The sequence below is a fragment of the Curtobacterium sp. NPDC087080 genome, assembly GCF_044745105.1.
Classification (GTDB): Bacteria; Actinomycetota; Actinomycetes; order Actinomycetales; family Microbacteriaceae; genus Curtobacterium.
In genome coordinates, this window is the sequence record NZ_JBIUZP010000006.1 from 54,338 (window position 1) to 80,895 (window position 26,558).

At 71.9% G+C, this 26,558-nt stretch carries 21 protein-coding genes; 13 read left to right on the top strand and 8 right to left on the bottom strand.

Annotation, left to right across the window (positions count from 1 at the left end):
• Positions 1 to 99 precede the first annotated feature (99 nt).
• The 6 genes from ACIPEQ_RS15260 (at position 100) to ACIPEQ_RS15285 (ending at position 7,820) form a co-directional block, all read left to right on the top strand.
• The gene (locus ACIPEQ_RS15260) at positions 100 to 1,041 is read left to right on the top strand and encodes a LysR family transcriptional regulator (protein WP_402715822.1); all 942 of its coding nucleotides are present in this window, start codon (positions 100 to 102) and stop codon (positions 1,039 to 1,041) included.
• A 152-nt stretch (positions 1,042 to 1,193) separates the two neighbouring features.
• Positions 1,194 to 2,255: a LacI family DNA-binding transcriptional regulator gene (locus ACIPEQ_RS15265; RefSeq protein ID WP_402715823.1), complete on the top strand. Its 1,062-nt coding sequence runs from the start codon at positions 1,194 to 1,196 to the stop codon at positions 2,253 to 2,255.
• Between the two features lie 147 nt (positions 2,256 to 2,402).
• A complete protein-coding gene (locus ACIPEQ_RS15270) occupies positions 2,403 to 3,752 on the top strand; it encodes an ABC transporter substrate-binding protein (RefSeq protein WP_402715824.1) in 1,350 nt (449 codons plus the stop codon).
• Between the two features lie 11 nt (positions 3,753 to 3,763).
• Positions 3,764 to 4,714: a carbohydrate ABC transporter permease gene (locus ACIPEQ_RS15275; RefSeq protein ID WP_238638080.1), complete on the top strand. Its 951-nt coding sequence runs from the start codon at positions 3,764 to 3,766 to the stop codon at positions 4,712 to 4,714.
• Positions 4,711 to 5,610 carry a carbohydrate ABC transporter permease gene (locus ACIPEQ_RS15280; protein ID WP_250368073.1) on the top strand — a complete coding sequence of 300 codons (900 nt, stop codon included), beginning with the start codon at positions 4,711 to 4,713 and terminating at the stop codon, positions 5,608 to 5,610. Before ACIPEQ_RS15275 ends, ACIPEQ_RS15280 begins: the two co-directional genes overlap by 4 nt.
• On the top strand, positions 5,607 to 7,820 hold the full coding sequence (locus ACIPEQ_RS15285; protein ID WP_402715825.1) for a beta-galactosidase: 2,214 nt from the start codon (positions 5,607 to 5,609) through the stop codon (positions 7,818 to 7,820). The genes ACIPEQ_RS15280 and ACIPEQ_RS15285 overlap by 4 nt, the downstream gene beginning before the upstream one ends.
• Before the next feature lie 72 nt (positions 7,821 to 7,892).
• Here the strand turns inward: ACIPEQ_RS15285 and ACIPEQ_RS15290 are convergent, their stop codons facing one another.
• Together ACIPEQ_RS15290 and ACIPEQ_RS15295 are read right to left on the bottom strand one after the other, a co-directional pair.
• Positions 7,893 to 8,660 carry an SDR family NAD(P)-dependent oxidoreductase gene (locus tag ACIPEQ_RS15290; protein WP_402715826.1) on the bottom strand — a complete coding sequence of 256 codons (768 nt, stop codon included), beginning with the start codon at positions 8,658 to 8,660 and terminating at the stop codon, positions 7,893 to 7,895.
• 107 nt (positions 8,661 to 8,767) lie between these two features.
• Positions 8,768 to 10,678, bottom strand: coding sequence for an ABC transporter ATP-binding protein (locus ACIPEQ_RS15295; protein ID WP_402715827.1), 1,911 nt, complete (start codon positions 10,676 to 10,678; stop codon positions 8,768 to 8,770).
• A 59-nt stretch (positions 10,679 to 10,737) separates the two neighbouring features.
• Between ACIPEQ_RS15295 and ACIPEQ_RS15300 the strand changes: the two genes are divergently transcribed.
• The 3 genes from ACIPEQ_RS15300 (at position 10,738) to ACIPEQ_RS15310 (ending at position 13,364) form a co-directional block, all read left to right on the top strand.
• Positions 10,738 to 11,766: an LLM class flavin-dependent oxidoreductase gene (locus tag ACIPEQ_RS15300; protein ID WP_402715828.1), complete on the top strand. Its 1,029-nt coding sequence runs from the start codon at positions 10,738 to 10,740 to the stop codon at positions 11,764 to 11,766.
• Between the two features lie 29 nt (positions 11,767 to 11,795).
• On the top strand, positions 11,796 to 12,662 hold the full coding sequence (locus tag ACIPEQ_RS15305) for an SMP-30/gluconolactonase/LRE family protein (RefSeq protein WP_402715829.1): 867 nt from the start codon (positions 11,796 to 11,798) through the stop codon (positions 12,660 to 12,662).
• 249 nt (positions 12,663 to 12,911) lie between these two features.
• Positions 12,912 to 13,364, top strand: coding sequence for a DUF4383 domain-containing protein (locus ACIPEQ_RS15310; protein WP_126890623.1), 453 nt, complete (start codon positions 12,912 to 12,914; stop codon positions 13,362 to 13,364).
• Positions 13,365 to 13,433: 69 nt separating this feature from the next.
• Here ACIPEQ_RS15310 and ACIPEQ_RS15315 read toward each other — a convergent pair whose 3' ends face one another.
• A complete protein-coding gene (locus ACIPEQ_RS15315; protein WP_402715830.1) occupies positions 13,434 to 17,042 on the bottom strand; it encodes a TIM-barrel domain-containing protein in 3,609 nt (1,202 codons plus the stop codon).
• A gap of 323 nt (positions 17,043 to 17,365) precedes the next feature.
• Between ACIPEQ_RS15315 and ACIPEQ_RS15320 the strand changes: the two genes are divergently transcribed.
• Entirely contained in the window at positions 17,366 to 17,794 is a 429-nt protein-coding gene (locus ACIPEQ_RS15320; protein WP_402715831.1) for a hypothetical protein, read from the top strand.
• A 74-nt stretch (positions 17,795 to 17,868) separates the two neighbouring features.
• Here the strand turns inward: ACIPEQ_RS15320 and ACIPEQ_RS15325 are convergent, their stop codons facing one another.
• From ACIPEQ_RS15325 to ACIPEQ_RS15335, 3 genes are all read right to left on the bottom strand, one after another.
• On the bottom strand, positions 17,869 to 19,353 hold the full coding sequence (locus tag ACIPEQ_RS15325) for an FtsX-like permease family protein (RefSeq protein WP_402715832.1): 1,485 nt from the start codon (positions 19,351 to 19,353) through the stop codon (positions 17,869 to 17,871).
• 1 nt (position 19,354) lies between these two features.
• On the bottom strand, positions 19,355 to 19,786 hold the full coding sequence (locus ACIPEQ_RS15330; RefSeq protein WP_402715833.1) for a hypothetical protein: 432 nt from the start codon (positions 19,784 to 19,786) through the stop codon (positions 19,355 to 19,357).
• 106 nt (positions 19,787 to 19,892) lie between these two features.
• Positions 19,893 to 20,309 carry an HIT family protein gene (locus tag ACIPEQ_RS15335; RefSeq protein WP_402715834.1) on the bottom strand — a complete coding sequence of 139 codons (417 nt, stop codon included), beginning with the start codon at positions 20,307 to 20,309 and terminating at the stop codon, positions 19,893 to 19,895.
• 102 nt (positions 20,310 to 20,411) lie between these two features.
• Between ACIPEQ_RS15335 and ACIPEQ_RS15340 the strand changes: the two genes are divergently transcribed.
• The 3 genes from ACIPEQ_RS15340 (at position 20,412) to ACIPEQ_RS15350 (ending at position 23,066) form a co-directional block, all read left to right on the top strand.
• Positions 20,412 to 20,636 (top strand): PLDc N-terminal domain-containing protein, encoded by a 225-nt coding sequence (locus ACIPEQ_RS15340; RefSeq protein ID WP_402715835.1) that lies wholly within the window; start codon positions 20,412 to 20,414, stop codon positions 20,634 to 20,636.
• A 152-nt stretch (positions 20,637 to 20,788) separates the two neighbouring features.
• Positions 20,789 to 22,381 carry a DHA2 family efflux MFS transporter permease subunit gene (locus ACIPEQ_RS15345; RefSeq protein ID WP_402715836.1) on the top strand — a complete coding sequence of 531 codons (1,593 nt, stop codon included), beginning with the start codon at positions 20,789 to 20,791 and terminating at the stop codon, positions 22,379 to 22,381.
• A 175-nt stretch (positions 22,382 to 22,556) separates the two neighbouring features.
• On the top strand, positions 22,557 to 23,066 hold the full coding sequence (locus ACIPEQ_RS15350; RefSeq protein WP_402715837.1) for a hypothetical protein: 510 nt from the start codon (positions 22,557 to 22,559) through the stop codon (positions 23,064 to 23,066).
• 232 nt (positions 23,067 to 23,298) lie between these two features.
• On the opposite strand, the gene ACIPEQ_RS15355 is transcribed toward ACIPEQ_RS15350, so the two are convergent.
• Complete coding sequence (locus ACIPEQ_RS15355; protein WP_402715871.1) at positions 23,299 to 25,560, bottom strand: FdhF/YdeP family oxidoreductase; 2,262 nt, start codon at positions 25,558 to 25,560, stop codon at positions 23,299 to 23,301.
• A 38-nt stretch (positions 25,561 to 25,598) separates the two neighbouring features.
• A complete protein-coding gene (gene fdhD, locus ACIPEQ_RS15360; RefSeq protein WP_402715838.1) occupies positions 25,599 to 26,465 on the bottom strand; it encodes a formate dehydrogenase accessory sulfurtransferase FdhD in 867 nt (288 codons plus the stop codon).
• Positions 26,466 to 26,558 lie beyond the last annotated feature (93 nt).

Sequence of the window (26,558 nt, forward strand, 5' to 3'; positions counted from 1 at the left end):
AGCGCCCGCGGGCACCGTGGGAAGAGTCCTCCGATCATGACGGGAGGCGCGGGTCATCAGGTAATACCGAGACGCTATGCGGTCGCATAGCGTGTTCCTATGGCTCGGGTCTCGAACGACATCACCCTGCAGCAGCTGCGGTACTTCATCGAGGTCGCCTCCGAAGGATCGATCAGCGCGGCCGCAGACCTGCTCTACGTCTCGCAGCCGACCATGTCGGCTGCGATGAAGGACCTGGAGGCGCGCATCGGCCGGCCGCTCTTCACCCGTTCTGCGCGTGGGGTCGTGCTCACCGTCGACGGCGTCGAGTTCCTCGGGTACGCCCGGCAGGTGGTCGAGCAGGTGTCGTTGCTCGAGCAGCGGTACGTCGGGCGTCAGGCCTCGCGCCGGCTGCTCGGGGTGTCGGCGCAGCACTACTCGTTCGCGGTCGAGGCCTTCGTCCGGATGGTCGAGGACGCGGACGCTGACCAGTACGAGTTCTCGCTGCGCGAGACCCGCACGTGGGACATCATCGAGGACGTCCGGACGCTGCGGAGCGAGCTCGGCATCCTCTACCGCAACGACTTCAACCGGCAGGTCCTCGGCAAGCTGATGCGGGACGCCGGGGTCGTGTTCACGCCGCTGTTCGTCGCGCAGCCGCACGTCTTCGTCGCTCGGCGGAACCCGCTGGCGACGCAGGAGCGGGCGACGCTCGACGACCTCGCCGAGCTGCCGCGCCTGACGTTCGACCAGGGCGCGAACAACTCCTTCTACCTGGCCGAGGAGATCCTGTCGACGATGTCGAGCAAGCGGGAGATCCGGGTGTCGGACCGGGCGACGATCTTCAACCTCATGATCGGGCTCGGCGGGTACACGATCTCGACCGGGCTCATCAGTGACGACCTCGACCCGGAGATCGTCGCCATCCCGCTCGACGTCGACGAGCGCATCGAGATCGGGTGGATCGCGCACTCGTCGGTGCCCCTCACGGAACAGGCGCAGACGTACCTGGAGGAGTTGCGGGCGGTCGTCGTGAGCTACGGGGTCGAGCCGCTGGGGTGACCGGACGCGGCCGACGCGCGCAGCGCGATGCACGGCCCGCCCTCTGGGCGGCGAGGTCCGATCGGGTCTTGACTACGTAGTCATTGCCGTGGTTGTCTTGCTCCCACACCCGCTCAGCGGGTGACCACCCGACGCAGCGAAGGAGCTGGCCCATGAGCGACACCGCCCCCGTGCGCCGCCTCCGCCCAGCGTCGATGACCGACGTCGCCGCTCTCGCCGGGGTGTCGCAGAAGACCGTCTCCCGGGTGGTCAACGGCGAGCCCCACGTCACCGAGGCCGTCCGCACCAAGGTCGAGTCCGCCATCGCCGAGCTCGGCTTCCGCCCGAACGCCGCCGCACGGACCCTGAAGTCCCAGCGTTCCCGACGCGTCGGCATCATCACGATCGGCACGGACCTGTACGGCCCGACCGCGATGCTCACCGGCGTCGAGCAGGCCTGCCGTTCGAACGGCTACGCCCTGTCGATCGTCCGCACGGTGACGGCCTCGGCCGAGGAGCTCCAGCCCGCGGTCGACTCCCTCGTCGAGCAGGGCGTCGAGGCGATCGTCCTGTCCGAGCCGGTCGAGAACCAGATGGACCAGCTGCACATGCCGACCGGCGTCACGGTCCTGACGCTCGGCCCGCCCGACGTCGCCGACCGCGAGAACACCCTGGCCGTCGGTCTCGACGAGAGCGGTGCCGCCTTCGCCGCGACCGACCACCTGCTCGCCCTCGGTCACGAGACCGTCTGGCACATCGCCGGCCCGGCGAACTGGACGTCGAGCGTCCGCCGCGAGCAGGGCTGGCGCGCCGCCCTGCAGGACGCGGGTGTCGCCGAGCACGCACCCGTCGAGGGGGACTGGTCTCCCCGGAGCGGGCACGACGCGATGCGCTCGCTGCTCACCCGGCCGGACGTCACCGCGGTCTTCGTCGCGAACGACCAGATGGCGATCGGCGCCATGTCCGCCATCCAGCAGGCCGGGCTCTCCGTCCCACGGGACATCAGCATCGTCGGCTTCGACGACATGCCCATCGCCGCCTTCCTCCCGACGCCCCTCACCACGATCCGCCAGGACTTCGACGAGTCGACCCGTCTCGCGATGCACCGCCTCTTCCGCACCCTCGACGGCCACCCGCCCGCCGAGCGGCACCGGATGCTCCCCGGCCAGCTCATCACGCGCGCCACCAGCGCGCCGCCCTCCGCCGAGCGCCGTCACCTCCGCCCCGCCGACTGAACCCGGCCGGGAGGCGCGACTCGCGTCGGTCCGCCGAGTGAGCGCTCACGAGCGCTCACCACCCACCCCACCGATCACCCCGACGACGACGTCAGGAGTCAGCACGTGACCCCAGTACCAACGCGACCTCCCGGATCGACGGGAGCCGTGCCTCCCGGCCGCGGCGGCCACCGAGCGCCCAGCCGGCGCGACCTGCTCCGCTGGGGCGCCGCCGCCGGCGGCGCGTTCGCACTGAGCGGGCTGCTCGCCGCCTGCTCCCCGCAGTCGACCGCGGCGGTCCGCTCGGGCAGGGCCGACCTGTCCTTCTGGACGCACGACCCCGGCTACGAGAAGTTCTTCACCGAGGCCCTCCCGGTCGCCGACCGGAAGTCGCGGTTCGGCTACGCCCTCGACATCACCACCATCGCGGCGGCGGACATCCCGACCAAGCTGATCGCGCAGGCGGTCGCGGGGACGGGGACGCCGGACGTGGCCGGTCTCGAGATCGGCGCGTTCTGCCGGATGCTCCGCGGCGACATCGCGAAGGAGCTGCTGAGCGACCTGTCGTCGTCGGTCGCGTCGAAGCGGGACGACCTGATCAGCGCGCGGCTGACACCGTTCTCGAAGGACGGGCGCCTGTACGCGCTCGACTCGGACACCCCGCTCTGCGTGTACTACCACCGTGCCGACCAGTTCCGGGCGCTCGGGATCCCCGACGACCTGGCCACGTGGGAGGAGACGATGGCGGTCGGCGCGAAGCTCAACACGACCAAGGGCGTCTCGCTCCACGCGGTCGCGGTCACCGACCCCGGGGGCACACTGCAGAGCTACCAGATCCTGCTGCTGCAGCGCGGCGGCGACCTGTACGACGAGTCCGGCGACATCGCGATCCAGACGCCCGAGGCCGAGCGCACGCTGCAGTTCCTGGTCGACGGCGTGCAGTCCGGCGCGATCGCCACGGTCGCCGACATGTACGGACCGAGCCTGCAGTCCGGACTCAAGGGCGGCACGATCCTGGCGGTCGACATGCCCTCCTGGTACGCGAGCTACGGCATCAAGCCGAACGTGCCCGAGCAGGAGGGCAAGTGGCGGGTCCGCAACCTGCCGCGGTTCGCTGGCGGCGGGAGCACGACGAGCGTCGGCGGCGGGACGGGCTTCGCGGTGCTCCGCGACAAGCCCCTCACGCAGGCCGGCATCGACCTCGTGCTCGCCGCGTACCTCGACCCCGACCAGCAGGTGAAGCGGTACGAGGACCTCGGGTACCTGCCGACGCTCCGCTCCGTGTACGACGACCCGAGGCTCGCAGCGCTGAGCGACCCGTACTTCGGCGGGCAGCAGCTGTTCGGCGTCTACAAGTCGGTCATCGACGAGGTGCCCTCGCAGCACCAGAGCGCGAACGCCGCGATCCTGCAGACCGTCCTGAGCGGCTACCTCATCAAGGCCTACAAGGGCCAGATCTCCCCGAAGCAGGCGCTCGACGCCGCTGCGGCCGACTTCCGCGGTCAGACCCGCGCCTGAGGAGGACGACGTTGTCCACATCCACCGCCACCGGCATCCCGGTGTCCGCCTCGCCCGCAGCAGCCGACCCACCGGGCAGGCGGCGCCGCCTCAACACGAACGGCGGCAGCGCCCCGTACCTGTTCATCGCGCCGTTCTACGTGCTGTACGCCCTGTTCATGATCGTGCCGGTGCTCGCCGCCGTGTACCTGTCGCTCACCGAGTGGGTGGGCCTCGGGACGCCGAACTGGATCGGGTTGCGGAACTACGCGAACCTGTTCCGGGACACGAGCTTCGGCACGGCCCTGGTGAACTCGCTGATCTACACGCTCATCGCCGTGTTCGTCATCGTGCCCGTCTCGCTGCTCGTCGCGCAGGCGCTCAACGCCAAGGGGCTCCGAGCGCGTGACCTGTTCCGTGTCACGTTCTTCATCCCGATGGTGCTGTCGCCGATCGTCATCGCGCTCATCTACAGCCTGGTCTTCGACACGAACTACGGGCTGCTCAACGCCACGCTCAAGGCGCTGTTCGGGCTGCCGAACACCGACTGGCTCGGCGATCCGACGCTCGCGAAGGTCGCGATCGGCTTCGTGCTCCTCTGGCGCACGGTCGGGTACCTGACGATCTTCTTCCTCGCCGCGCTGCAGAACGTCTCACCGGAGCAGTACGAGGCCGCCTCGCTCGACGGGGCCGGCACCTTTCGGAAGTTCACGAACGTCACGCTGCCGGCGATCCGCCCGGTGACCGCCTTCGTCGTGGTGACGAGCTTCATCAGCGCCGCCCAGCTGTTCGACGAGCCCTACCTGCTCACGAAGGGCGGCCCGGGCGAAGCGACGCTCTCCGTCGCCATGTTCATCTACCGCGCCGCCTTCGAACGGCAGCAGTTCGGCTACGCGGCTGCGGCCGGTGTCGTCCTGTTCGTCGTCGTCTTCGGCGTCAGCCAGATCCTCAACCGCGCACTCGCCATCGGGAGGGACGCATGACCGCCACCGTCACCGAGGCCGTGACCACCAGGGGCAGCGCGCGCCGCCCCCGGTCCGGCCCGCCGCGCACTCCCGGGTGGATCGCCCGCCGCGGCCTGCTCTACGCCACGCTCGTGGTGCTGCTGCTCGTGTTCGTGTTCCCGCTGCTGTGGGCGCTGTCCGGCTCGTTCAAGCGCCGCGGCGACATCTTCTCCACCCCGCCCACGCTCGTGCCGAGCCCGGCGACCGGTGAGAACTACGTGAACCTGCTCACCACGCAGCCGTTCTGGGCGTGGTTCGGCATCAGCGTCGGCACCGCCGTGATCGCCACCGTCGTGTCGGTCTTCGTCTGCGCGATGGCCGGGTACGGGTTCGCGAAGTTCCGGTTCCGGGGGAAGCGGGTCCTGTTCGCGGTGATGTTCTCGTCGCTGTCGGTCCCGTTCGCGGTGATCCTCGTGCCGCTCTTCATCCTCGTGGTGAAGTCGGGGCTCGCGAACCCGTGGTTCTCGCTCATCGTGCCGTGGGTGGCGCCGGCGTTCGGGATCTTCATGATGCAGCAGTTCATCACCCAGTCGATCCCGGACGAGATCATCGAGGCCGCCCGCATCGACGGCAACTCGGAGTTCGGCACCTTCCGCCGCGTGGTGCTCCCGCTGCTCCGACCGTCCCTCGGGGCGCTCGCCGTGTGGAGCTTCCTGCAGAGCTACAACTCGTTCCTCTGGCCGCTCGTGCTCGTGTCGAACTCCGACCAGTACACGCTGCCGCTCGGGCTGAACGCGATCTTCGCGTCGGAGAACCGGTCCTACGACCTCGTCCTCGCCGGCGCCGTGCTGGCGAGCGTGCCGACGATCCTCGTGTTCCTGCTCCTCCGGAAGCAGCTGCTCGACGGCCTGACCGCGGGGGCGGTCAAGGGATGACCGACACCTCGGACCGCACCACGGACCACCGCACCACGGACCGCACCTCGGGCCACCGCACCACGGACCGCACCTCGGGCCACCGCACCACGAACGGAGCACCCCGCACCATGCAGCACGACCGCGTCCTCTTCGGCGCCGCGTACTACCACGAGTACCAGCCCACCCCACGGCTCGACGAGGACATGCGCCTCATGCAGGAGGCCGGTTTCACGGTGATCCGGGTCGGCGAGTCCGTCTGGAGCACCTGGGAGCCGGAGAACGGCCGGTTCGAGCTCGAGTGGCTCGCGCCCGTGCTCGACGCGGCGCACGAGCACGGCATCAGCGTGATCCTCGGCACGCCGACCTACGCGCTGCCGATGTGGCTCGCCCGCATCGTGCCCGAGGTGAACGTGCGACGCCGGACCGCGGGGGAGCCGATGGGCTGGGGCGCTCGCCAGGAGATCGACCACGCCCACCCCGCCTTCCTGTTCCACGCCGAGCGGGTCATCCGCAAGATCGTCGCCCGGTACGCCGAGCACCCCGCCGTCATCGGCTACCAGGTCGACAACGAGCCCGGCAACGAGCTCATCGCCAACCCCGAGGTGTTCCAGCGCTTCGTCGACCACCTCCGCCACACCTACGGCAGCGTCGAGCGGATCAACGAGGAGTGGGGCCTGACCTACTGGTCCCACCGCCTGTCGACCTGGGCGGACCTGTGGACACCGGACGGCAACGTGCAGCCGCAGTACGACCTCGCCTGGCGCCGGTTCCAGGCGTCCCTCACGACGGACTTCATCGGGTGGCAGGCCGAGATCGTGCGTGAGTACGCCCGCGAGGACCAGTTCGTCACCACCTGCATCTCGTACGAGCGACCGACGGTCGAGGACGACGCCCTCACCCGGGCCCTCGACGTCACCGCGGGCAACCCGTACTACCGGATGCAGGACGCCCTCGAACTCCCGGACACCGACGAGGCGCCGCAGTACTGGACGTCCTCCGGCGCGTGGTCCGTCGTCGCGACCGGCGACCGGATGTACGGGTCGAAGCAGGCCCCGTTCCTCGTGACCGAGACGAACGCGCAGGCGATCGGCTTCTCGTGGATGAACGAACCCGCCTACGAGGGCCAGTGGCGGCAGGCGGCCTGGGCGCTGGTCTCCCGCGGGGCGTCGATGATCGAGTACTGGCACTGGCACACGCTGCACTTCGGTGTCGAGACCTACTGGGGCGGGGTGCTGCCGCACTCGCAGCAGCCGGGACGCACCTACGAGGAGATCGCCCGCATCGGCGCCGAGTTCCGGCACGCGGGGGACCGGGTCGCCGGGCTCCGGCCGCACGCCGACGTCGCCCTGCTGTTCTCGAACGAGTCGAAGTGGGCGCTGAACGAGCACCCGGCACTCGGCGACGGCGCGGAGCCCGACCGCCGCTCGTGGCAGACCGTGTACGACGCGTTCGTCCGCGGGGTGTTCGAGGCCGGCCTGCAGGCGAACACGGTGCACCCGTCGCAGGTGTTCGACCGCGATCCCGCCGTGGTCGCCCGGGAGCGCCCGGTCCTCGTCGCAGCGGCGTTCACCATCGCGACGGACGACCAGCTGCGGTGGCTCGCGGACTACGCCGAGGCCGGCGGACACCTGGTCGTCGGCATCCGCACCGGGTACGAGGACCAGGAGGCCCGCGCCCGACTCGAGCGCAAGCCGGCCTTCCTCGACGTGGCCGCCGGCGTGCACTACGACGAGTTCAGCAACCTGGGCCGACGCGTACCGGTGTCCGCGGGCGCCGCTGCCGCGGACCACGGCTTCACGGTGCCGACCGGCGCGACGGCGACCCGCTGGGCGGACGGGCTGCTCATCGACGACGCCGACGTGCTCGTCGGCTACGACCACCCGCACCACGGCCGGTTCGCCGCCGTGACCACCCGTGCGCACGGCTCCGGCCGGGTGACGTACGTCGGGACGGTGCCGGACCCGGCGCTCGCCGCGGCGGTCGCCGCCTGGGCGGTCGAGCGGGGGAGCGGTGCGACGACCTGGCGTCCGCAGACGGAGACGCAGTCGGTGCAGACCGCCACGAACGCCCGCGGCGAGACCGTGCACGTCGTGCACAACTGGTCCTGGACGCCGAGCACCTTCACCGTGCCGGTCGACGCGGAGGACGTCCTCGACGGCGCGGCGCTCGCCGGAGGATCCGAGCTGTCGCTCGGGGCCTGGGACGTGCGGGTGGTGGCCGTCCGGTAGACGCGACCACAGGACGGACGGGAGGCGCGGTGCCAGCTGGCACCGCGCCTCCCGGCCCTCAGCGGGTCGCGTTCAGAGCCCGACGCTGCCCTGCGAGATCCCGCCGTCGATCGTGACGGTGGTGCTCGTCATGTACGCGGCCTTGCCCGATGCCAGGAACACGACGACCTCGGCGACCTCGTGCGGCTTCGCCGGGCGCCCGAGCGGGATCGCGTCGTCGAGCCGCTTCAGCTTGCCGGGATCGGAGGTCGTCGCCGTGTTGATCGGGGTGTCGACCGCACCGGGAGCGATGTTCACGATCCGGACGCCGTGCGGCCCGAGCTCCACACCCCCGCTCCGGGCGAGCATCCGCATGCCGCCCTTCGACACGCAGTAGGCCAGGTTGCCGGGCATCGGCCAGTCCTCGTGCACGCTCGAGATGTTGAGCACGAGTCCGCCGCGCCCCTGCGCGATGAACTGCTTCGCCGCCGCCTGGGTGCCGAAGAACGCGCTCTTCATGTTCACGGCCATGACCTCGTCGTAGCCGTCCTCGGTCTCCTCGAGCAGCGACTTGCGGTCCTCGATCCCGGCGTTGTTGACGAGGACGTCGAGCGAGCCGTACGCGTCCACGGCCTTCTGCACCATCGCGTGCAGGTCGGATGCGCTCGTGATGTCGGCGTCGACCCCGACCGCGTGCCCACCGGCCTCCTCGATGCGGTGGATCAGCGAGTCGGTCGCCTCCGGGTGCACGACGTAGTCGACGACGATGTTCGCGCCCTCGGCGGCAGCGGCGAGGCAGATCTGCTCACCGATGCCGCTGTTCCCGCCGGTGACGACGATGGTCTTGCCCTCGAGCAGCATGGTTCCTCCTGTGGGTCCGGTGCTGCCCACGGTGCTCCGATGTCGCTCCCGTGGTCCGGCGGATCGGCTGAGGTGTCGTGCAGGTGGAGGCGCCGCGACGGGAGGTGCTAGCGGACGCTGGTCTCCGGCATCGGAGCGGGGTCCGGCGCCTGGTCCGCCTGCACGGCGAACTGGGTGCGGTGCAGCTCCTCGTACCGCCCGCCGGCCGCGAGGAGTTCCTCGTGGGTGCCGCGCTCGACGACCGAGCCGTCCTCGATCACCAGGATGAGGTCGGCGCTCCGGATGGTCGACAGGCGGTGTGCGATGACCATCGCTGTGCGGCCGTCGAGCGCCTCGCTCAGGGCGGCCTGCACGGCGGCCTCGGACGTCGAGTCGAGCGCCGCCGTCGCCTCGTCGAGGATCACGACGCGGGGCTGCGCGAGCAGGAGCCGGGCGATCGTCATGCGCTGGCGCTCGCCGCCGGACAGTCGGTAGCCGCGCTCGCCGACCATGGTGTCGAGCTGGTCGGGCAGCGACCGGATCAGCGGCTCGAGGCGCGCGCGTCGCACGGCGTCCCAGACCTCGTCGTCGGTGGCCTCGGGGCGGGCCAGGCGCAGGTTGGCGCCGATGGTCTCGTGGAACAGGTGCCCGTCCTGTGTCACCATGCCCATCGTGTGCCGCAACGACTCGAAGGTGACGTCGCGGACGTCCGTGCCGGCGAGACGGACGGCGCCGCTGTCGACGTCGTACAGGCGGGAGAGCAGCTGCGCGATCGTGGACTTGCCCGCGCCGGAGGACCCGACCAGGGCGACGGTCTGTCCGGGCTCGATCCGGAACGAGACACCGTGCAGGACCTCGTCGCCGCCGCGGGTGTCGAGCGTGGAGACCTCTTCCAACGAGGCCAGCGAGACCTTGTCGGCGGACGGGTAGGCGAAGCGGACGTCGTCGAACTCGACCGCCACGGGACCGTCGGGCAGGGTGACGGCGTCGGGCTTCTCCTGGATGAGCGGCCGCAGGTCGAGGACCTCGAAGACGCGCTCGAAGCTCACGACGGCGCTCATGATCTCGACCCGGGCGTTCGCAAGGCTGGTGAGCGGTGCGTAGAGGCGGGTGAGCAGGAGCGCGAGGGTGACGACGTCACCGGTGTTCAGCTGGCCGCCGAGGGCGAGCGTGCCACCAAGGCCGTACACGAGTGCGAGCGCGAGCGCCGACACGAGCATGAGTGCGGTCACGAAGACGAACTGCAGCATCGCGGTGCGGACGCCGATGTCCCGTACGCGGGCGGCGCGCACGCGGAACTCCTCGGCTTCTTCGTCGGGGCGCCCGAACAGCTTGACGAGCGTCGCGCCAGGTGCGGAGAACCGCTCGGTCATCTGCGTGCTCATCGCGGAGTTGTGGTCGGCGGCCTCGCGGCGGAGTGCGGCGAGGCGGCTGCCCATCCGACGCGCGGGGACGAGGAAGACCGGGAGCATGACGACGGCGATGACCGTCACCAGCCACGAGGTGCTCAGCATGACGACGAGGGTCAGCACGAGCGCCACGGAGTTCGTCACGACGCCGGACAGCGTGCCGCTGAAGGCCTGCTGCGCGCCGATCACGTCGTTGTTCAGCCTGCTGACCAGGGCGCCGGTGCGGGTGCGGGTGAAGAAGGCGATCGGCATCTTCTGCACGTGGTTGAACACCGCGGTGCGGAGGTCGAGGATGACACCCTCGCCGATCCGCGCCGAGTACCAGCGGGTGAGCAGCGACGACGCGGCGTCGGCGACGGCCACGAGCGCGATGACCACGGCCAGCCAGACGATGGTCGACACGGCGCCGCGGGCCGCGATGACGTCGACCACCTGACCGGCGAGCACCGGCGTCGCGACGGCGAGGAACGCCCCCACGACGGACAGCGCGATGAACACCACGAGCTGCACCTTGTAGGGCACGGCGAACGTCATGATCCGCCGGAGCGACTCGCGGGAGAAGCCCCGCCCGGCGTCCTTCGCGGACGAGATCTTGTACAGCGAGCTCCAGGCAGCGCCTTCCATGCTCATGCAGCCAGGATACGTCGGGGCCACCGACGCCCCGCGCCCCGGTCTGCCACGATCGGAGCATGCCCTCCGACGACCGTCCCCTCGAGCGCCTCGGCTTCCTGACCATCGGCTCGTTCGACCCCGCGCGCCCGGCCGACGGCCACGAGGAGACACTCCGCGTGATCGAACGGGCCGAGGCCCTCGGCTTCGACAGCGCCTGGCTCCGGCACCGCCACCTGCAGCACGGCATCTCGTCACCCGTGGCGATCACGGCCGCCGCCTCGCAGCGCACCTCGCGGATCGCCCTCGGCACCGCGGTCACCCCGATCGGCGCGGAGAACCCGTTCCGCCTGGCCGAGGACCTCGGCACCGTCGACGTGCTGCTCGGTGGTCGGCTGCAGCCCGGGTTCTCCGTGGGGACGCCGATGCACTACGACCTCTACCGCGACGCGATCCACCCGGACACCGCCGAGCACGAGGACCTCGGTAACGACCGGCTCCTGCGCTTCCGTGACCTCGTGCGCGGCGACGCCGTCACGCCGCTCGTCGAGCGGCGCGGGATCGAGGAGTTCGCCACCTCCGTCCAACCGCAGAGCCCCGGGCTCGCCGACCGGATCTGGTACGGCACCGGCAGCACGCGGTCGGCGGTGTGGGCGGCCGAGAACGGCTTCCACCTGCTCACCTCGAGCGTGACGCGGAGCGAGGTCGGCACGGACTTCGCCACGAACCAGCGCGCCCAGGTCGAGGCGTACCTCGACGCGCACCCGGACCCCGCTGCGGCGCGGGTGTCGCAGGGCCTCGTCGTCATCCCGACCGACACGGCGACGCCGGAGCAGGTCGCGCGCTACCGGGCCTACGCCGAGTCCCGGGCCGGACGGGTCGGGGTGCCGCAGGGGCCCGGGAAGCTGCTGTTCGCCGCCGACCTCGTCGGGAGCTCGGCCGAGATCGCCGACCGGCTCCGCGCCGACGCCGGGTACCAGGTGGCGACGGAGGTCGCCTTCGCCCTGCCGTTCTCGTTCGCGCCCGACGACTACGCGCAGATCATCGAGGACATGGCCGGGCGGCTCGGCCCCGAGCTCGGCTGGACGCCGTCCACGAGCGCCAGGTGACCGCCAGTCCCGAGTGGCAGGTTGGACGGGTGCACACCACCATCGACTCCGCGACCGAGGTCGTCTCCGGCATCCGGTTCCCCGAGGGCAACCGCTGGCACGACGGCCGGCTCTGGTACTCCGACATGCACACGGGCGAGGTCTTCTCGGTCGACCCCGGTTCGCCGGACACGCGGCCGCGCCTCGAGACGACCATCGACGGGCAGTCGTCCGGCCTCGGGTGGCTCGCCGACGGCCGACTGATCGTCAGTGCCATGAACTCGCGGACGATCCAGGTCGTCCGCCCCGACGGGACGAACGAGCCCTTCGCCGACCTGTCGTCGACCGAGCCCTCGCTCCTGAACGACCTGGTCGTCGACGAGGCGACCGGTCGGACGTACGTCGGCGCGTTCGGCTACGACCTGTACAGCGGCGAGGAGCTGCGCCCGGGGCCGCTCTACGTCGTCGACCAGGACGGCTCCGCTCGGCTCGCCGCCGACGGTCTGGTGTTCCCGAACAGTGCCAACGTGCTCCCCGGCTCACGGACCCTGGTGGTCAGCGAGACCTGGGGCGGTCGACTGACCGCGTTCGACATCGAGCCGGACGGATCGCTCACCGGCCGCCGCGAGTGGGCCGCGCTGCCCGAGGGGGTCACCCCCGACGGCAGCACGGTCGACGCCGAGGGCGCGATCTGGGTCTGCTCCGTGGACACGGGGGAGTTCCTCCGGGTCGTCGAGGGCGGCGAGGTCACCGACCGCGTCGACGCTCCCGGACTGTGCGCGATCGACTGTGCGCTCGGCGGCGAGGACGGCCGCACCCTCTACCTCGCCACCGCCGACAGCTACGACCCGGACACCACGGCGCGCACGCGCGCCGGCCGGATCAGCGCCGTCCGCGTCACCGTCCCCGGACCGTGACCACGACGGACGTGAGTGGCTGTCGGATGGGAGGCGCGGTGCGGTCCGGCACCGCGCCTCCCGTCCGTCCGCACGCGCGTGGTCAGGGCGTGGTGCGCCACGGCAGGTCCTGTCCGTTCGACGCGTCCCCCCGGACGGGGGGAAACCGAGAGCAGGCTGCATGTCTACCGTGAAACCCAACCGAGCGTGACGCCCGTCACCTCATCGACCGGAACCACGACCCGGTCCTCGCACACAAGGAGAGACCACATGTCCAGCGCAGCATCCCCCCGTACCGGTTCCACCCTCGTCCAGAAGGGCGCCCTGCTCTTCGGGATCGTCTTCCTCATCGTCGGCATCGCCGGCTTCATCCCCGGCCTCACCATGGACATGGGCACGCTGTCCTTCGCCGGCAACAGCTCGATGGCCATGCTCCTCGGCCTGTTCCAGGTGTCGGTGCTCCACAACATCGTGCACCTGCTGTTCGGCATCGTCGGTCTGCTCGCCGCCCGCTCGGCCGCGGGCTCGCGCTCGTACCTGCTCGTCGGCGGCATCATCTACGCGGTGCTGTTCGTCTTCGGCCTCTTCGTCGCGAACATGGCCGGTGCGGCGAACTTCGTCCCGCTGAACAGCGCCGACAACGTGCTGCACGCGTTCCTCGCGGTCGCGATGATCGTCCTCGGTGTGCTCCTGCCCCGCGCCGGAGCCCGCACCACCCGCTGACACGCAGCCCAGCGCAGACAGGAGCGCGTCGGTCCTCGGACCGGCGCGCTCCTGTCGTCCGTCAGGCGGTCAGCCCCGAGACCGCCGCCGTCGGTTCCGCACCGTCAGCAGGACACCGGCCGTCAGCAGTCCCGCTGCCAGCAGACCCAGCGGGAGGACCTCCGCACCGGTCCAGGCGAGCGGTCCGCCGCGGCGGTCCGACGTCGCACCGGCGGTCGGAGCACTGCCGGGTCCGTCGGCGACCGTCCCGCCGGCACCGGGCACGGCGCTCGGGGTGCCCGCGCCCGGACCGGTGACGGGGCCGCCGTCGCCGGGGCCGTCGCCGGGAGCGCCGCCGGGCGTGCCGTCGCCGGGCGTCGGGTCCGTCGTCGGCGGGAGCGGGTCGGCCACGCTGCTGAACCGCACCACGGTGCGCTGGTCGACGGACCGTTCGTCGACGGGCACGGAGAGCGTCCGTGTGCCCGCGTCGTACGACCAGCCCGAGGCCGGGACCGCCCGTCCGTCGACGGTGACGGAACGCGGCAGGTCGGTGTCCGTGAACGTCGCGGTCCACGACCGGTCCCGGACCTGTCCAGCGAACGACCCGTCGGCCGGGGCGATGTCGAGCGTCCCGCCGGTCGACTGCTGCGTGTACCGCACGGCGGTCGACGCGCTGTCCGCGGCGGATGCTGCGGACGCCCGGGCGGTGGGGTCGGCGTCCGTCCCGGTGTCCTCGTACAGGTCGAAGGAGCCGTCCGCACCCGTCGCGACCGTCAGCGTCACCGCGTCGAGCGGCGCCGCGTCGTTCCGCACGTGGTGGGAGCGCGTCGGCACGATGCCGCCGCTCCGCACGAACACCGGCATGGCGTCGAGACCGGTCGTCACGTCCGCGGTGGTGCCGCCGGCGTACGTCTGCCCCGTGAACCAGTCGGTCCAGGAACTGCCGGACGGGAACCACACGGAGCGGGTGGCCTTCCCGGAGGCGTCGTTGGCGGTCGTCACCGGGGCGACGAGCACGTCCGGCCCGTACAGGTACTCCGACCCGGCCGTGGCGTAGGACTCCTGCGCCTCCGGGTACTGCAGGTACAGGGGCTGCACGATCGGCTCGCCGGTCGCGGTGGCCCGGGCGGCGAGCGTGTAGGTCAGCGGGAGCAGGTCCTCGCGGAGGTTCAGGAACTGCTTCGCCGAGGCGTTCGCCGCGGCCGGGTACTGCCACGGCAGCCGGTCGCTGTGGTTGCTGTGCAGGCGGTCGATCGGCTGGAACGTCCCGAGCTGCACCCATCGGGCGTAGAGGTCCTCGGGCAGCTGGGTCGTGCCCGGCTCGGCGCCCTCGATGCCGTACTGCGCACCGTTGTGGCCGCCGATGTCGTGGCTGATCGACGCGAGGCCGGTCGCTGCGGACTCACCCGGGGTGTACCCGACCTCGGCCGCCAGCATGTCCCACGACGACGTGGTGTCGCCGGTGAAGTGCACCGTGGTGCGCTTGTCCGCCCACGGCCCCGTGGGGACCGCCTGCGGGTTGCCGTAGCCGCCCGCGGTCAGCGAGCCGTACGCCCGCGAGAACGCGAAGCCGCGTCCGTCCAGGGCCTCGTCCGTCTGCCGTGCGTACTGCTCGTTGATGAACGCGTCGGGGGTGACCCCGTTCGCCGAGTACCGCGAGCGTTCGCTGCAGCACCAGTCGAGCCACCACGTGTCGACACCCTCGGGCTGCAGCGACTCGTGCAGCGCGAAGTACGCGCGCAGCTGGTCGGGGTCGGACCAGTCGAACAGGTACCGGTCGCCGTCGCCCCGGGTGAGCTTCCCCTTCGCCGTGGCCTGCGCCTGGGCGAACTCCGGGTCCTGGCTCGAGATCGTCGGGTGGATGTTCAGGGTGTTGTGGATGCCCTCGGCGTGCCAGTCGCTGAGCAGCTGCGTCATGTCGGGGATCCTGGCGGGGTCGACCGACCAGCCGTCCCACTTGCTGTCGTCCTGGTTCGTGGTGCTGCCGGTCTTGTAGTCGGTGTCGATCGCCATCACGTCGACGGGCACCTGCTCGTCCGCGAAGCGCTTGGCGATCGCCTCGTAGTCGGCCTGCGAGCGGTCGTAGTACTCGGAGTACCAGACGCCGTACGCCCAGCGGGGCAGCAGCTTCGTCGGACCGGTCAGGACCGCGAGCTCCCGGAGCGCGTGCAGGTGGTCGGAGCCGTAGCCGAAGACGTAGCCGTCCTGGTACGGCTCGCCGCCGTGGTCGCTCGCGGGGGTGACGTCGCCCGTCGCCTGGTCGTACCCGGCCGAGGCGCTGTCGTCGAGCAGCGACCACCCGTCCTGGTAGAGCAGTCCGGGGTTCGTCCTCACCAGTCCGTTCGCGGTGTCGAGGTCACGTCGGTAGCCACCGAGCGGGGCGTGCGCGGCGAGCAGGGGTGCGTCGCTGGCGACCACGGCGACCGTGTCGACGTTCACGTTGCAGTTGCCCGTCGTCGTCGGGCAGCCGAGCACGACGTCGTTCGTCCCCGCGGCGAGGTGCACCGGGAGGCTGACGGTGGTCCAGGAGTCCCAGCTGCTCGTGGTCGGGAGATCGGCCGTCGTGGCCGTCTGCCCGGCCGGCGCGGCCGTCAGCATCGGGACCTTCCCGGAGCCGTTGGCGTAGCGCACCTGCAGGGCGTACTCCCCGGTGGTCGGGACACCCGTGACGTGCGTGGTGAACCGGGCGCCGGCGCGTTCGAACCCGGCGACGAACCCGGTGCCGGCGAAGCCGTTGTGGTCCGTGGCCGCGGTGGCGGGAGCATCGAGGGCGGCGTCCTCCGCCTGGCAGACCACACCGAAGGCGCAGTCCTCGCCCGCTGCCGTCGCCGTCGGGGCGGGGTAGGCCGCACCGGACGGCACCAGGGCGAGGCTGTCGACGTTCACCTGGCCGGAGTCGTCCGCGGTCCGTTCGATGCGCACGGTGTGCTCGCCGGCGGCCAGGTCGAGCGGCGTCGCGGCGGTCGTCCCCCAGTCGTCCCAGTTCGCACCTGGGGCCAGGCTGATCGTCCGCGCCGCACCGCCGTCGACGGTGACGGTGAGCGTCCGGGTCGTGACCCTGCCGTCGCCGCCCTGGCTGTTCGCGTAGCGGAGCAGCAGGTCGACCGGCCCCGCCGTCGCCGCGGTGGTGCGGAAGGTCACCGCGTTGCCGACCGACTCGAAGCCCGCTGCGAAGCCGGCGCCGGTGTACCCGCCGTGGTCCGTGGCCAGCGAGAGGCCGGTGAGTCCGAGCGACTCGGCCTCGCACAGCGCACCGATCGCGCACGACGGGCTCGGGGTGGTGACCCAGGGCGTGCCGGTGACGTGCTGCCCGGTGGGCAGGGTGAGGCTCGTCTGCAGGGTGTCCTGCGTGAAGGGCCCGGAGCCCTCGCGGTAGCGGACCACCATCGACCCCGTGTCGATGGTCAGCCAACCGTCCTGCTCGGTCTTCGTGAACCGCGTCGGCGCGAAGTCGTCACGGCCGACGACGTTGAAGGTGCTGCCGTCGGTGAACCGGGAGTCCCCGGCGTACTCGGTGCGGACCAGGGTGGGGGAGAGCACCTCGAACCGGGCCTGCCCGGAGACGACGGTGCGTGCTGCGGCGGGGTCCGCGGCGGCGGGGAGGGCAGCGATGCCGAGCATGCCCAGCGCGGTCACGGCGACGACGGCCGAGGACAGCACGCGCCGCCGCCCTCGGGGTCGCAGGGAGAGTGGACGCAAGTGTGTGCTCCTCGTGGACGTCGTCGTCCATCGGGCCGTGCTCCGGCCGGTACCAGCGGGGCCGTCGGCTCGACGCCCCCGGTTACAACGCTGTAGACCATACGACCTCGTTGGCCCCCGAGGAAGGGTCATCATCGACGCGGCTCGTTCTGCGGCCTGCTCCGGTCGCGGTCCGCGACCGTGCGCCGGACGGGAGGCCCGCGGCGGTCCGGCACCGTGCCTCCCGTCCGACGGGTGGTGCGGTGCGCACCCGCGGTGCCAGGATGCCGTCAGCACCGGTCGCGGACCGGGCAGACCGACCGGGAACGGCGAGGGAGACGGACATGGCTGGAGTGTTCAGCGACGCGGAGCGTGCCGCGATGCAGCAGGCGGCGGAGGAGCGGAAGGCGACACGTGGGCTGAAGGGCGCCGCGAAGCGCGAGGCCGAACGCGAGGCCTGCACGGCCGCGATCGAGGCGCTCGAGGGCTTCGACCGGACGCTGGCGTCGCGGTACCACGTGCTCGTGACCGAGGTCGCTCCGGAGCTCGATCCGAAGACCTGGTACGGGTTCCCGTCCTACGCGCGGGACGGCAAGGTCGTCACCTTCGTGCAGCCGGCGTCGAAGTTCGGCGCGCGGTACGCGACCGTCGGGTTCCAGGAGGACGCTGCGCTCGACGACGGGCCGATGTGGGCGACCTCGTTCGCCGTCGTCGAGTGGACCGACGACGTCGAGCAGCGGCTGCGCGAGCTGGTGCGCCGGGCCGCCGGCTGAGCCGCGGGGCCGACCGGTCCCGCGCCGGCACTGGGCGTCGAGCGACCCGCGCGTCGGTCCACCCGGGCGGGGGTCTACTCGTAGCGGAGCGCGGCGACCGGGGCGGCCCGCACGGCCCGTGCCGCCGGCCCGAGTGCCGCGGCGAGCCCGGTGCCGGCTGCACCGACCACGACGACGACCACGAGCCAGACCGGCACGACGGGGGCGGTGAGCGCGGCACCCTTCGTCGTGCCGAGCAGCGTCCAGGCACCGGCCCAGCCGTACGCGGTGCCCAGCAGCCCGCCGAGGACGACCGCGACCGCAACGGTGATGGCGGTCTCCGCGAGCACGAGCGCACGGACCTGCTGCCGCGTCGCACCGACCACCCGGAGCAGTCCGAGCTCGCGTCCGCGCTGCGCGATCGTCAGGGCCGTGACGGCGACGACCCCGGCGGCGGCGATGAGCCCGGCGGCGCCGACGAGACCGGTGAACATGACCGCGAGCTGATCGAACTGCTCCTGGATGCCGCGGTAGTACTCGGGGTCGTCCGCCGCCTGGCCCTGCAGCATGTCCGCGTAGGTGGAGAACCCGACCGAGAACGTCGCCATGAGCGTCACCGCGATGAGCAGTCCGACCGTGGCGCGGGCCGTCCGCTTCGGCGCCCGGAGCGCGTTCCGCGCGGCCATCGCCGGAACGACGGAGCGGGACGATGCCGCCGCCGCGAGACGGAGCACGGCCGGGAGCAGCAGGGGCGCAGCGACGACGACGCCCGTGAACGACAGTGCACCGCAGGCCACCGCGAGCAGCAGGGAGTCGACGCTCGTCGCGCCGAGGACCAGCGCGACGCCGAGCCCCGCCGAGCCGAGCAGGAAGAGTGTGCCGGCGGTCACCGTGCGTCCGACGGAGCGGGTCGTGCCGGGAGGGGCCTCGACGCCGGCCTCGAGCGCGCGGAGCGGGGAGATCGTGAGCACGGCGCGGGAGCCGATGCGGAACGCGACCGTCGTGATGTCGGCGACCAGGAGCCCGATCGGGACGAGCGACGGCGGGGCGAGGACACCGAGCGGCGGGAGCACGTCCGCGGCCGCGGCGGCGGCGAGCGCGGCGTCCGCGACGACCGCACCGAGGACGGTGCCGACGGCGGCGCCGACGATCCCGCAGGTCGCCCCGGTCCGGGTGACCTGCCAGCGGAGCTGCTGACCGGTGGCGCCGAGCACGCGCTGCAGTCCGAGCGAGCGCGTACGCCCGGCGATGACCGTCGCGCAGGTGTTCGACGCGACGACGGCGCTGACGTAGAGGGCGATGCCGATGAACACCCACGCCACGACGGGCAGGATCGCGGCGACCGTGGCGCTGGACCCGGTGCGCTCGCCGAGCTCGACGATGCGGTGAGCGGCGTCGGCGCCGGTGACGACGAGGGCGCCGAGACCGGCGGAGAGGGCTGCGACGCCGACGGTCGCCCGGTGCTCGCCGAGCCGGGGTGCGCGACGGCGTGCGCGACGGCGTGCGCGAATGGGCTGCGCGGCGGTCGCCGACCTGCCGTCGCGACCGGCCGCTCGGTGACGGCCGCGCGGGCGGGACACGTCAGGACCCGCCGTCGCCCGGGTTCGGGGTCCAGGCGATCCACCGGTCGCCCTTCGACGTCATCGACCACGGCCCGCACCGCAGCACCGAGTCCGCCCCGTACACGTCGGGTGCGTCGTCGACGTCCATCGTCGGCGCGGACTGCCGCGGGGCCGTGCTGCAGGCGTCGTCGGTGACACCGTCGGCGCTCGTGAAGACCAGCGTGGTCGGGGTCGTGTCCGAGGCCTTGCCGCCGGTGCCGGCGACGGAGGTGATGTCGCGGGCGTCCGACGGCAGCCAGTCGGGTGCGGCGTCGAGGTCGGCGCGGGTCGCGGCCTCGGAGGTCACCCGGTCGTGGGCGACGTCGCCGAGGGCGGAGCAGCCGGTGAGCGTCAGGGCGCCGAGGGCGAGCGCGCCGAGGGTCAGGGGCGTGGTGATCGTGGAGCGGGGCATGTCGAGCCTTTCGTGTCTGACCCGATCACAGCGCATCCGCGCCCCCTCGGGGATCGGCACAGCGGAGGACCGACGTGCTCCTCCGGGATGACATCCGGCGCAGCGCCTACTCGAACATCGCCCGCAGGTCGGCGTGCGGATCGCCGTCGTGCACGTGCGCCGACGGCGGTCCCGGCCAGTGCGTCGTGCCGTCGTCCGGCCAGCAGGGCACCACGTGGAAGTGCAGGTGCGGCACGCTCTGCCCGGCGTCGGTGCCCGAGGCCTGCAGCAGGACCGTCCCGGTGGCGCCGAGGGCACCCCGCATGGCGAGGCCGACCCGTCGCGCCAGGGCCGTGCAGGCCGCGAGCGAGGTGGGATCGGCGCTGAGCAGGTCCGCGGTGTGCGCGACCGGCACGACGAGCGTGTGCCCGGGGGCGAGCGCCGACTCCGGGAGCGGTGCGAAGGCGACGGCGTGCTCCTCGCGCTCGACCCAGGTGGCCGGCTGCCGGTCGGCGATGATGCTGCAGAACGTGCACGACTCCATCGCCCCAGTCTGGTGGACCGGTCGAGGTCGTCCCATCGGTGGACGCGGGAGGGACGGGGCGCGTCCTAGCGTGGGGCGTCCGACGACGTGGAGGAGGGCGACGTGTTCGCGAACCTCGCTGGCGCCCATGTGCTGGTGCTCGTGCTGCTGCTGGCCCTCGACGTGCTGGCGCTGGTGCAGGTCTGGCGTGACCGACGGCGGAGCGACGTGGTGAAGGTCGTCTGGACGCTCGTCATCGTCCTGGTGCCGGTCGTCGGCGTGCTCGGGTGGGCGGTGAACTGGCTGCTGGGGAAGGCAGCGGACGGCCTGCAGCGCGCGGACCGCTGACGACCAGGCCGGTCTGCGCCGTACCGGTGCGCCCTCCAGCCTGACCGGTGCGCCCGCCGGCTCGACCGGTGCGCCCCTCGGCCCAGGGCCGGGGGACAAGAACCGCACAGCCTGCGGATGCCTGCGAGGGCCCGGCCTAGCGTGGGATCGTCATGGCAGCCGAACACCGCAAACCCGTCGAGCCCGATGCGGCTCCCACCGTCGCGCACCACACCGCGCACCACGCCGCGACCGCCGAGCACCCGTCGGCGCCGCAGGCCGAGCAGCACCCCGACCAGCCGGCGCACCCCGACCAGCAGCACTCCGGCCGGCAGCAGGACGAGGCACCGGACCCCAACCGGTGGAAGGCACTCGTCATCTGCCTGCTCGGCGGTGGCATCGTCCTGCTCGACGTGTCGATCGTCAACGTCGCACTGCAGTCCATCTCGAGCGGCCTGAGCGGCGCGACGCCCGAGGCTGTCCAGTGGATCCTGTCCGGCTACGCCCTGGCCTTCGGACTGCTGCTCGTGCCCGGCGGTCGCCTGGGCGACGCGGTCGGTCGTCGCCGCATGTTCGTGGTCGGCGTCGCGCTGTTCACGCTCGCGAGCGCGCTCTGCGGCTTCGCCCCGAACGGCTTCGTGCTGGTCGTCGCCCGCCTGGTGCAGGGCCTGGCCGGCGGCCTGCTCACCCCGCAGGTCACCGCGCTCATCCAGCAGCTGTTCCGCGGCAAGGAGCGCGGCACCGCCTTCGGCCTGTTCGGCGCGACCGTCGGCATCGCCACCGCGATCGGCCCGCTCGTCGGCGGCCTGCTCATCACGGCGTTCGGCACCGAGAACGGCTGGCGGTTCGTCTTCTTCGTGAACCTGCCCGTCGGGCTCGTCACGATCCTGCTCGCCTTCCGCTACCTGCCCACCACCCCGAAGGCGGAGCGTGGCCAGAAGCACGACTTCGACCCGGTCGGCATCGTGCTGCTCGGTGCCGCGGTCGTCGCGCTGCTGCTGCCGTTCGTGCAGTCCGAGCAGTGGAAGAGCAACGCCAAGTGGTGGCTCGTCGTCGCCGCGGTGGTGTTCGCCGTGCTGTTCGTGCTGTGGGAACGCCGCTACGGCCGGAGCCACGAGCCCGTGATCGACCTCGGCCTGTTCCGTCGTCGGTCGTTCTCGCTCGGGGTCGGCCTCGCGACGGTGTACTTCGCCGGCTTCACCCCGCTGTTCTTCGTGCTGACGCTCGCGCTGCAGTCCGGCCTGCAGTACTCCGCGCTCCTCGCCGGTGTGGCGTCGGTGCCGTTCGCGATCGGCTCCGGCATCGCGTCGACCATCGGTGGCCGGATCGTCCACCGCTTCGGCCGGCAGCTCATCGTGGTCGGCACGGTGCTCGTGCTCATCGGCCTCGGCGCGGTCATCTGGGTCGTGGCGGACCACTACGGGCCGGACCTCGGCTGGTGGCTCGTGCTGCCGCTGCTGGTCGCCGGCATCGGGTCGGGTCTGACCATCTCCCCGAACCAGACGCTCACGCTCTCCGAAGTGCCGGTCCAGCAGGGCGGTTCCGCCGGCGGCCTGATCCAGGTCGGTGCCCGCGTCGGCTCGGCGATCGGCATCGCCGCGGTGGGCAGCGTGTTCTACTCGTCGCTCGCGAGCACGAAGGGCGACTACTCGCAGGGGCTGCCGCTCGGCCTCGGGGTCTCCCTGGTGTTCGTCGCGGCGGCGCTCGTCGCCGGGATCGTCGACGTCGTGGTGGGGAAGGCCCGCGGAACGGAAGCGTCCGTCTGAACGGGCGCGTCCGGCGGACGGTGACGAGCTGACGGACGGGAGGCACGGTGCCAGCGGGCACCGTGCCTCCCGTCCGTGCGCTGCACCGCCGTCGGGGGCTGGCCGACGGCGCCCCGGCTCCGCTACCGTCGCGGTGTGCGGGCGCCGAGCTCGCGAGCGACGAGAGGGGGGCACCGTGACGACGGACGAACGCGTGCAGGAGACCGGCCGACCGGGGCGGCGACCGACGGTGGTCACCGTGGCCGTCGCGATCTGGGCGGTCGTGCTCGCCGTACGGGTCGTCTCCGTCGTGATCGGTTCGGTACGTCTCGCGCTGGACGAACCCGGCGCGCTGCCCGCAGCGCTCGTCGGTGGCGTGCTCGGCGTCGGGATCTGCGCGCTGCTCGCCTGGGCGACCCTGCTCGTGTGGCGCGGTTCCGGGACCGCGCGGATCTGGCTCGGGGTCCTGGGGGTGCTCGCCGTCGTGAACGCGCTGATCACGGTGGCCGTCGGGAGCCCGACCTGGCTGACGCTCGAGTCGGTCGCCGTCGTCGCCGCGGCGGTGCTGCTCTTCCTGCCGTCGGCGCGACCGTGGTTCCCCCGCGTCGAGCGACGTCCGCGTGTACAGGAGCCGAGGACCATCGGCTGGGACCCGCAGACCGGGGAGCGGATCACGGAGCCCCGCGAGGCCGCCGACCCGCGCTGAGGGGGTCGCGCGCAGCCCGTCGCACGGCGCCCGGCGCCCGTCGCACATCGCCCGGCGACGGCGCGAGTTCTGCGACATCGCCGCTGTCGTACGACGACCGCTTCGTCGCATCAGCCGCGCGTGCGGCTGCGGCGACGAGAGATACGACAAGACCGCCGTCGAACGACAGCGGTCTTGTCGCACAACGTGTGCCGACCGGATGCCGACCGACCCGTGTGCGGGCTGGAGCGCGTCACACGCCCGCGGGCACCGCCACCCTCGTCAGCCGCACCGGCACGGCCTTCGACACCGGGGTGTTGCTGCCGATCGCCGCACTGTCGAGCGGCACGAGCACGTTCGCCTCGGGGAAGTACGCCGCCGCACACCCGCGGGCGCTCGGGTACGCGACGACCCGGTAGTCCCGGAGCACCCGCTCGACGTCGTCGTCCCACACGGTCTCGATGTCGACCGTGTCCCCGTCCGTCAGCCCGAGCTCGACCAGGTCGTCCGGGTTCACGAAGACGACGTGGCGGCCCTTCTTGATGCCGCGGTACCGGTCGTTCAGGCTGTAGATCGTCGTGTTGTACTGGTCGTGCGAGCGCAGGGTCTGCAGCAGCAGGGTGCCCGCCGGGCGCTCGACGTGCTCGAGCTCGTTCACGGTGAGCATCGCCTTGCCGGTCTCCGTCGCGAAGGTCCGCGAGTCGCGGGGGCCGTTCGGCAGGACGAAGCCCTCCTTGCTGCCGGCGCGGCGGGAGTAGTCGTCGAAGCCGGGTACGACGTGGCTGATGTGGTCGCGGATCACGTCGTAGTCGTCGCGCATGCCCTGCCAGTCGACCGGCACCCGGTCGCCGAGGGTGGCCTTCGCGAGCTCGCAGACGATCGCGACCTCGGACAGCAGGCCGGGGGCGACCGGCGGGACCTGGCCGTGGCTGCCGTGCACGGAGCACACGGTGTCCTCGACGGAGACGAACTGCGGGCCGGCGGCCTGCACGTCGATCTCGGTGCGGCCCATCGTCGGCAGGATCAGGGCCTCCTCGCCCACGACGGCGTGCGACCGGTTCAGCTTCGTCGACACCTGGACGGTCATCTCGGTGCCACGGAAGGCGGCCTCGGCGAGCTGGCTGTCGGAGATCGCGGCGACGAGGTTGCCGCCCATGCCCATCCAGAACTTGATCTCCCCGCGCTGCATGGCCGTGATGCCCTTGAGCGCGTCGACCCCGTGCTGGCGCGGCGGCTCGAAGTGGAACTCCTTCGCCAGGGCGTCGAGGAACGAGTCCGGCATCTGCTCCCAGATGCCCAACGTCCGGTCGCCCTGCACGTTGCTGTGCCCGCGGATCGGCGAGGCGCCGGCGCCCGGACGCCCGATGTTCCCGCGGAGCAGCAGGAGGTTGATGATCTCCTTGATCGTGTCGACGGACTTGGTGTGCTGGGTGATGCCCATCGCCCACGTGATGATGGTCCGCTCGGAGTGCAGGTAGCGCTCGGCGAGCTCGTCGATCTCCTCGATGGTCAGCCCGGTGGCGCGGACGACCTCGTCGTCGTCGACCTGCAGGATGTGCTCGACGAACGCGTCGTAGCCGCTCGTGTGCGCCTCGATGAACGCGCGGTCCACCACCCCGGGGGTCTTCTGCTCGGCGAGCACGACCCGCTTCGCGAGCGCCTGCAGCAGCGCCATGTCCCCGCCGAGCCGGATCTGCAGGAACTGGTCGGCGATCTGCGTGCCGTGGCCGACGATGCCGCGGACGCGCTGCGGGTTCTTGTACCGGCGGAGCCCCGCCTCGGGCAGCGGGTTCACCGCGACGATCTCGGCACCGTTCTTCTTGGCGTCCTCGAGCGCGGTGAGCATGCGCGGGTGGTTCGTGCCGGGGTTCTGCCCCATCACGATGATGAGCTCGGTGTGCTCGAAGTCGTCGTACGCGATGGTCGACTTGCCGATGCCGACGACCTCGGCCATCGCCAGGCTCGTCGACTCGTGGCACATGTTCGAGCAGTCGGGCAGGTTGTTGGTGCCGAACGCGCGGACGAACAGCTGGTAGACGAAGGCGGCCTCGTTCGAGGTGCGCCCGGACGTGTAGAACGACGCCTGGTCGGGGGAGTCGAGTCCGTTGAGCTTGTCGGCGATGATCCGGAAGGCCCGCTCCCAGCTGATCGGTTCGTAGTGGTCCCCGCCGGCGGGCTTCCACACCGGTTCGGTCAGGCGCCCCTGCTGCCCGAGCCAGTACTCGGTCTTGTCGGCCAGGTCGTGGATCGAGTGCTCCGCCCAGAACGTGCGCGGCACGAGCACCGGCGTCGCCTCCCACACGACCGCCTTGCCGCCGTTCTCGCAGAACTCGGCGGTCTTGCGCTTGTCCGGGTCCGGCCAGGCGCAGCTCATGCAGTCGAACCCGCCCTTCTGGTTGAGCGACAGCATGAGCTTGGCGGTGCGGGCCGCGCCGAGCTGCTCGAGCGCGGGGCCCATCGAGTGCAGGACGCCGGGCACGCCCGCGGCCCAGTCCTTCGGTTCGCCGACGGTCATCTCGGCGTCGGTCACGTCGTCCTTCGGGGGCTGTTCGGTCACGGTGCGCTCACGGTCTCTCGAGGGGCTGGTGCTGGTTCGGTGATGCGTTCGGGGCGGCTGTAGACGACCATGCTCTGGCCGCGCAGGAAGCCGACGATCGTGATGCCGACCTCCTTCGCCAGGTCGACCGCGAGCGACGACGGGGCGGAGACGGCGGCGAGCACGGGGATGCCCGCCATCGAGGCCTTCTGGGTCAGCTCGAAGCTCGCACGCCCGGAGACCATGAGGACGGTACGGCTCAGGGGCAGACGTCCCTCCTTCACGGCCCAGCCGACGACCTTGTCGACGGCGTTGTGCCGGCCGACGTCCTCGCGGAGCACGAGCATGCGCCCCGTCGCGCCGTCGAAGAGCGCGGCCGCGTGCAGCCCGCCGGTCTTCTCGAACACGTCCTGGGCCTCACGCAGCCGGTCGGGGAACGTCGCCAACAGCGCCGGGTCGAGCACGAGGTCGTCGTGGTGCACCGCGTGCTGCGAGGTCGTCCGCACCGCGTCGATGCTCGCCTTGCCGCACAGGCCGCACGAGCTCGTCGTGTAGAACGCGCGCTCCAGGCTCGGGTCCGGTGCCGGGACGCCGGGTGCGAGCGTCACGTCGAGCACGTTGTAGGTGTTGAGCCCTTCGTCCGTCGCCCCGGCGCAGTAGCGAGCGGCGGCGAAGTCGTCGCCGCGGGCGATCACCCCCTCGGACACCAGGAACCCGGCGGCGAGGTCGACGTCGTTGCCCGGGGTGCGCATCGTGATCGCGAGCGAGTTCCCACCGACGCGGATCTCCAGCGGCTCCTCGACGGCGAGCAGGTCGTCGCGTACCGACCGGGACGTCGCGACGGTGATGCGGGTGACGCGCTTCCGCGCCGTGATCCGGCTCATGCTCCGGGTCTACCACCCATGCCCGGCACCCGCCAGGGCGGTGCGCTCTCAGCCGGCGCGGCTGAGCCGGTCCTCAGGCCGGCACGCGGAGCG